Source organism: Candidatus Sysuiplasma acidicola (genome assembly GCA_019721035.1).
Taxonomy (GTDB): domain Archaea; phylum Thermoplasmatota; class Thermoplasmata; order Sysuiplasmatales; family Sysuiplasmataceae; genus Sysuiplasma; species Sysuiplasma acidicola.
Map to the genome: position 1 here is coordinate 132,797 of JAHEAA010000005.1, position 7,420 is coordinate 140,216.

The following is a 7,420-nucleotide window of genomic DNA, read 5'->3' on the forward strand; positions in this document are numbered from 1 at the left end:
GTTGTCTATTATAAATAGATGATCTTCCCCTTAACAAAGACTGCCACGTGATTATCAGGCTCGCAGGGCCACTTATTTCCAAGCGATCGTGTATAGGATCTTTGGCTATGCTGGCACCGGTGCGCTCACACTGCGGCGTCAGGAATCTTGACCGCTCCTTCCTCTGTGCTACGACTTGACAGCGCGCAGTAAAGGCCCACAGCCATTGCAACATCAATCCAGACTGCCCAGAAGATGTTTATGGCATATGGAATTGGATCGGCCGAGTTGAGCAGCCGGAGGAAACCGATAGCAATACTCAGAGACACTGCTGCAAGAACCGCGATATTCGGTGAGAGCGATCTGAGCTTCACCTGCCCTGCTTTTTTCGAAGTAACATTGAACGGTTTCTTCTTCCGCATCGCCCAAGTGAAGAACGACACCGTAATGACCCAGAAGTTAAGCATCTCAACGCCCTGATGCATTACCGCCCCCTTTAAACCGTAATCTCGGCCGCCTATGAGCACTGTTGCGATCATCGTGGCGAAGAAAAACGGTATGAAGACTGCAGCGTAATACAGGTAACTCAGGGACATGTATGCCACGCCCAGTGCGAGAAAAATGATCGGCGCCACGATCTCGACCAGCGCAATAGGCCCTTCCTTCAGCCAGTACAGATCGCCGAACATGAAGTCTATGAATTGCCTGAATGGCAGATTGCTCCTGAGCAGCGGTCCAAGAAGCTGAAAACCACCCAGGCTCCACCTCGCCTGCTGCGATAAAATGGCCCTGGCATCCATGGGGGCTATGCCGTAATAGACGAGATCCCTGTCGAGGTACACACCGCGATACCCCTTCGCTATTATTTGGAGCGAGGTCGCAATGTCCTCAGTGACCGTGTCTTCAACGAAATATCCTGCCTCAACCACTGCTTTCATCCTGAACGCAGTTCCGCTTCCGAGGCTGAATGTCGAGTCTGCCTTTGACCTCCCACTCATCACGGTGTGAAGAAACGGCAGCTGCATGTAGTTGGCCGCACGTGCAATCCGAGTATTGTTCTCCGAATACTTTTGCGGCAGCTGTACAAAGCCGACTTTTTCATCATTGAAACAGTTGAGTATTTCGTCGAAAAAATTTGAGTCTGGACGCTGATCGGCATCGAATATGGCGAAAATGTCCACGCCGTCGAGCGTCTTCAGCACGTCGTTTATCGCACCGGCTTTGTATCCGCGTCTGTTGTCTCTGTGCACATAAGACACGTGAAGCATGTCGCAGTATCTGCTCAACTCGCCTGCCTTTGACGTATCCGTGGAATCGTCGATGACTATGACCCTGCCGATCCCGGTCGCAAGCTTCACCGAAATAATGGTGTCCCTGACCATCAGCGGGTCTTCATTGTAACTCGCAACCAGCGAGCATACCCTGTATGAACCCGGCGTGTACGTCTGGGACTGAACAACACTTCTCTTTCTTCCGTATTGCCATACAAAGTAGAAGAAGGAGAGAAGGCTCACCTCGCTTCCGAGAAGCACGAGGTAGGTCAGCGGCATGTAATATGCACGGGGTGTAACCAGGATTGAAAGAGGAACCGGAAGGACAAATATTGAAATGAATGACAGGATGTTGAGTGCTTTCATATTATCTCAATTGTTCGTAGAAATTTTCCTCTTCCTTTCTGAACAGCCTGATAGCCTTGTCGGAAGATGCGAGTATTATCTTGCTCAGCACTTCTGATATCTCCTCTGTTACGATGACAAAAGAGAACTTGGATTTCTCAGTCAGGTTGATCTTTTTGAGGTCGGAGTAGAGGGCTCTGACAAAACTCCTTATCACCAGGTTGCTCTCCGTCACCGTTGCGACGGATATCGGTATAAGATCCAGCAGGTTGAAGAGCAGGAGTGTGCCGGCGTTGTGCTTCATCATTGCCGTATAGATTTCATTGAATATTTCCTTCTCGCACTTCCTTATGTCTTCAATATCCGTTGTTCTGTTCCTTCTTGACAGCAGAGACTCGGAGAAAACTTCAAATTCGACATACTTCAGGTTCCTTGGATCTATGTCGCGCTTGACCCTTTCCATTTCGGTGATGTCCGTAAGCATGATCAGCGTCCTCTTGTAAATCGGCACCGCGGGAAAGGCGATCCAGTCGACGAATGACCACAGATTGCCGCTGGGATCCCAGAATATTGTTGTGATAGACGGCTGAAGCGCTGTGAATTTTATGTCGTCCGAGGAGAAACCCTTGGGGACTTTGTAAATCGAGTTCATTTATGCGTTCTTCCACAACTCTGTATTTTATCCTTGTCCCTTCCTTATCAAGGATGAGAGCATCATGCCGATGGGAAATCTGATGACCCGCTGGGCATAACATGCTCAGGAATCGGAAGGCGCCCTTGTTCGATGCACCCAACCTGCGGCAGCTGCCGAATCACCAAGACGGGCCGGTTGAGCAGAAACGTCAGTCTATTGAGTTTGAAGGTTGCCGGATTCGTTCAACGGAACAGTGAACGACGGTTGATATGGACTACTCCAGAGTTGAATCTAGTTGGGTTTAAGCATATGCTGCATTGTGAAGTTACAGACGATGCTGTACACTACTCACCGTGAACAATATTTTCAAAAAATAGTAATCAGTCTATAGTTAATCATTCCCGTTCCCAACTCAATTCTCCACCTTCCTTCTCCACTACTTTTCAACCATTAGCTCGACAGTTTCATATCCGTACCATTTCACAGCCGAAACTCTATCTGGAGAAATCCATTCATGTCCAGAGTTTTTTTGACCAGGGATGCCGCTGATTGCGAAATTATAGGTAGGACCATTGTACTCCGAAGCGCTACCGTTCAAGCCCCCGCCTGCAGGCGAATATGCTCCAACAAATTGGAGCTTAAAAGTTACTCCGTGAAATATAAAAACGATGACCTGTCCTGTTGAGACATTGTGTGGCGGATATGGGATCGAAACGATTTCGGAATAATATGATTGTGAGTCAAACACCGGCGAGTACCACAAATAAATGGAGATAACGACCGCAGCGACAACCAGACACGCGAATACTGCAGCAAGCTTGGGCCTCATTCTTCTTGAATTGGCGCTAAATGGATTTTTTGTCATGAAATTCGCCTTTTCTTCATGAACGCAGGTAGAGTACAGCTTTGTCTGTAAATTCTTTCAGACCTTGTGTCTTCACTGCCTGAGTTAGGGGACTTAAACATGAAAACACAGGGCGTAGAAACAACTGAACTACAGTATATGATTATTGGCTTTCTGACTGACTATGACGAACAACAAAGAGTTTTCTACAAATCCAATTTTCACGGGGGTTAATATGCGTTTGTCGAACTTCGGATATACCTGCCATATGCCTTAGTATTGGCATGCAGCATCCTTCGCATGGTGCCTGAAGTAGCGCGTAGCGAACAAAAGAATGATTACCGAAATTGCTCCTTCCAGAAAGAATGGAAGTGATTCTTGAAGTGAAAATAACCTGGCGCCAATGAGTGGCCCAACTATTCCTCCAAGATACACCATGGATTCAAGTGTACCATAGACTCTGCCTCCCGTCCCATGCGGGGCGGCTTCATATAACCAGGCACTGAACAGAGGCGTAGCCATAACAGCAAATGCTTGTGAAGAAACAAAGATCGAAATCACCAGGTAAATGGACGGGTATGTTGAATAAGCAAGTGAGGCAAATGCGATCTCAAGAAATGAAGACGCCATCAAGAACCACAGGGCGCCCCTTCTTATTCCTATGCGATTGGCTATTCTTTCTCCCGGAATCAGTATGATCGCACCAATTAGCAGTTGCAAGGAGAACATGTAACCAATAAGAGTTGGTGAGAGTCCAAGTGCCCTATAGGAAAAAGGTGAGACAAGAAACGATGACACTGTCCCGAGTAACGATGTTGCGAATAATACTAAGACGATTACACCGATTTCGCTGTTGAGTGGTATGTCTCTTATGCCCAGAAGAGCTTCGCGCATGTTTAATTTCACCTTTCGACTGGATTCCAAATTGAAAATCAGCAATGACCTCATTACTGAGACAAGTATCAAGAGAAAGCCGGCCACAACGAATGCTGACTGAAACATCCTGTCCGTAAGGAGGAGTCCGCTGAAAATGGGTCCTATGAATGCACCTATTTCGGCAAATGTCTGCCATGTTGCGTAAGCCAGCGGGCGATTCTGAGGTTCAGAAGATCGTGCGATCAATACAAAACGTGCCTGGGCGGATATTCTCAGTGGAATGACATAAGATATTAAGCATAACAGTACAATTGTCAGTTCTCTGGTTGTTCCAGCCAGTATCAATAGTGTACCTGCTATCAAGCCTGACAGTACCAGTGTCAATTTAACATTCCAGTAATCTGAAATTACACCGCCGACAAATGCGCCTACTACTGAGGCGCATGCGAAAGCGGAATACACTTCGCCCAGCAGTGTTAGGTTAGCCCCGTAGAGAAGCAAGTAAAGGGGAAGCAGGAAGTACCAAAGAGAATTGCCAAAAGTTCCGATCGCTGAGGTTATACCTAGAGTTCTCACATTCCGCTTGTGCTTGGCTGCTGCCTCTGCGGTTACAAATTGCACATTCCCCACTGTGATCGAGCCTCCTGGATGGTGTGTTCAATATTATTCTCCTTTGGATTGAAATTATATTATTTCACACTGCTGTTGGCATGCACGGATTGAGGGTAGCGGCAGCCTGATTTCGCAATGCAGGACAAAAACATGTCATTGAGAGCCGAACATGCTTTTCACCCTCCGACTTGGCACTTGTCTCGCACCATATGCTGAGGAAGTAATCGCCCATGGATGTTCTTGAGCATCTATCGAAGGTGCAGATGTTCAGTGTAGAAGGACAACGGATCAAGACAGAGATAACGAAGAAGACATGAGAGACAATAGACAGGCTGTGCCCGGAGCCTGGTCTGGTCTATCGAGTTTGAAGTTTGCAACATTCGTTCAGCGGAACTGTGAACGACTGCTGATATCAGCTCTACCGGAGGTGACTCACATCACTACTCCCTTGTATGGCAATTATTGAATGGGCATCGATCAAGAAAGCATGTTATTGTGGCGTACGGTCGGCCTCAGTAGCCACCACTTGTATAGAAATTTGGCACACTAATTCCCGGAGGGTAGTAATAAAGTGCAAAACTCCCACTTAGTGTTAATAGCTCGTAGTTTACAACTTCGCTTCCAAATGCAAAAGCACTTGATGTGCTTGCCTTCACTTGCTGCGTCATACCAATTATTGCAGTGTTGTTGTTTGCAAGACCTGCAGTCAGGATCCATTCCCCTAGCGCAGTGTAACCGTCTGCATATGCTCCATTGGCAACTGTCTGCCCATACATGAATTGCCATCCATAATTATCTTCGCTTTGAGGGGTGTCAGTATATCCAAAATCTGTGAACTTCACCGAAACAGTTGAACTCGGTGGAGTGTATGTCATTTGAAAGTAGGGGTTTGGTGCAATTCCATCGAAACTTGCTCCAAGTGTATATGAATGGACGCCGGAAGTGCTTGAAGGAGAAGTCGATTCTATATCATACAGATAAGAGTTTGCGCCTCCTCCCTGGTACTGTGTGTAACTGGATTCATAGTTTATATTGCCCTCGAGGTAGCTGATGCCGGGACCCTGTGATGTCATATTCCTTGTTGGAATGAATTTAATCCAACCCATCGTGGCCACAGGTATCTCATACGTTCCTGGCAGGTTAGACCCATAGGGAACAATTTTGTTCTCACACCATATACCCAGGTCATACCAGTATTCTCCGTACGAGTTGTTATAACCGACAGTTTGTCCGGTCAAGAATAAAACAGTTCCAGGGGGAAGATTGTTGTTCGTGAATGTGACAAGGTCCGTAGTGGAGTGAGTGCTTCCATTATTTGTGCCTGAAATGGCAGGGTTTGCAATCATGACACGCCATGAATCTATTCGCAGCAGGAAATTAGTTTTGGAAAAACCAGTGGAAAGAGGCAGTGAGGCCATCTTTAAGATTCTCGAGGCACCATTTGCAACTATCAGATTGCCCGAGTTTGAAGGGATAATTGGAGGCATTATCATGACGCTTGAATTGAATTCTCTTGCCCATGACTGTCCCAGGAAATGTTCAAGCGAACTATCCTGAGCACTGTTAGGGGCGTAAACCATAATCAAATCACCTTGGCCAATCAGATGCCCCGTAGTGTTTACTGACAGGGCGCCCGTCTCTATCACCTGACTGGAAACAATAAACAGTGATTCATTAGGAAGGTTACCAATGTCCGAAGTGGAGATTTGTCGGATGGCGCTGGCTGGCGCACCTAAACCCGATATGACGCGCGCCATGCTTAGAGGACCGTCATAATAAGTGCTCAAACCTGTTGGATAAGTGAATTCAGGAAATTCTCTGTCATTTTTCCTGTTACCTGGATGGGAAACTGAAATTAACATAGAAATTGAGATTACAGTGGTTGCCAGCAAGCAAGCAACGATTATTGCACCCACTTTTCTCATACAACGACACTGATTCGAAAATCTGTTTCGAATATTTAAGCGTCCACTCAGCCTGTTTTGCGTAATATGGCGGCTATAGGTTCGTTCTGAGTGTAATTTCTGCGAAAGATCTAAATATCATATTACCTATGTCCGTAATATGCCTGAATTCCCCGAATGGGTGCGGAAGCAGAGGGTGAAGGGGACGGAGATAAGGGAGCAGCACGGCGCCTTCTATCTCTACAAGATAACAAGTGTCTGGGACAGGGAGAAGGGCAGGGCCAGGAAAGTCACCGAGAAATACCTTGGAAAGATAACACCCGACGGTCTAGTGAAGCCGAAGTCAGAGAGGGTGATCGACGAACTCGAAGAGATAACTGTCAAGGAGTATGGCGCATCAGCGTTCATACTCTCATCATGCTCAGACACGTTTGAACTGCTCAGGAAACACTTCCCTGACGACTGGAAGGAGATAGCAGTGTTCTCCATCACAAGGCTGTTCCATCAGTCGCCGCTGAAGAACGCCATGCACCATTACATGGCGTCGCATCTCTCCGATGCAATACCTGGTGCGAACGTGTCGCCGAGGAGCATAAGCAGCGTACTCGATTCGGCGGGCCTGAGAAGGCAGAGAGTCGTTGACTTCATGAAGAACTTCGTCACCGGCAGGCAGGCTGTCATAGATCTGTCGCATGTCTTCTCACTGTCCGAGGGTGTTGTCGCCGCAACACTCGGACACAACAATGAGAACAGCTATGTTCCGCAGCTCAATCTCGTGCTGCTGCTGGCGCTTGGTAAGAAGCACCCGTCTTTCTTCAGGACTGTTCCGGGCAGCATCGGCGACATATCAACAGTTCCGGCGACGCTGGAGGAGGCCGGAATAAAGAAGGCGATACTGATAGGGGACAAGGCGTTCTACTCGAAGCGCAACGTCAACTTCCTCGAGAGGAGGAAG

Annotated in this window: 6 protein-coding genes; 1 reads left to right on the forward strand and 5 read right to left on the reverse strand. The window is 47.5% G+C overall.

Going from position 1 to position 7,420, the window contains the following annotated elements:
- Nucleotides 1-125: 125 nt before the first annotated feature.
- From KIS30_03910 to KIS30_03930, 5 genes are all read right to left on the reverse strand, one after another.
- Nucleotides 126-1,616 (reverse strand): glycosyltransferase, encoded by a 1,491-nt coding sequence (locus tag KIS30_03910; protein MBX8645890.1) that lies wholly within the window; start codon nucleotides 1,614-1,616, stop codon nucleotides 126-128.
- Between the two features lies 1 nt (nucleotide 1,617).
- Entirely contained in the window at nucleotides 1,618-2,247 is a 630-nt protein-coding gene (locus KIS30_03915; GenBank protein MBX8645891.1) for a hypothetical protein, read from the reverse strand.
- A gap of 418 nt (nucleotides 2,248-2,665) precedes the next feature.
- On the reverse strand, nucleotides 2,666-3,094 hold the full coding sequence (locus tag KIS30_03920) for a hypothetical protein (protein ID MBX8645892.1): 429 nt from the start codon (nucleotides 3,092-3,094) through the stop codon (nucleotides 2,666-2,668).
- Between the two features lie 252 nt (nucleotides 3,095-3,346).
- Nucleotides 3,347-4,579: an MFS transporter gene (locus tag KIS30_03925; protein MBX8645893.1), complete on the reverse strand. Its 1,233-nt coding sequence runs from the start codon at nucleotides 4,577-4,579 to the stop codon at nucleotides 3,347-3,349.
- Nucleotides 4,580-5,073: 494 nt separating this feature from the next.
- Nucleotides 5,074-6,477: a hypothetical protein gene (locus KIS30_03930; GenBank protein ID MBX8645894.1), complete on the reverse strand. Its 1,404-nt coding sequence runs from the start codon at nucleotides 6,475-6,477 to the stop codon at nucleotides 5,074-5,076.
- 148 nt (nucleotides 6,478-6,625) lie between these two features.
- Here KIS30_03930 and KIS30_03935 point away from each other — a divergent pair.
- Nucleotides 6,626-7,420, forward strand: a 795-nt coding sequence (locus KIS30_03935) for a transposase (protein MBX8645895.1), incomplete at its 3' end; no start/stop codon positions are given.

What these genes read in the sequence shown, in the direction of transcription:
- KIS30_03910 (MBX8645890.1), bottom strand. Translation starts at nt 1,616, where the DNA reads ATGAAAGCACTCAACATCCTGTCATTCATTTCAATATTTGTCCTTCCG.
- KIS30_03915 (MBX8645891.1), bottom strand. Translation starts at nt 2,247, where the DNA reads ATGAACTCGATTTACAAAGTCCCCAAGGGTTTCTCCTCGGACGACATA.
- KIS30_03920 (MBX8645892.1), bottom strand. Translation starts at nt 3,094, where the DNA reads ATGACAAAAAATCCATTTAGCGCCAATTCAAGAAGAATGAGGCCCAAG.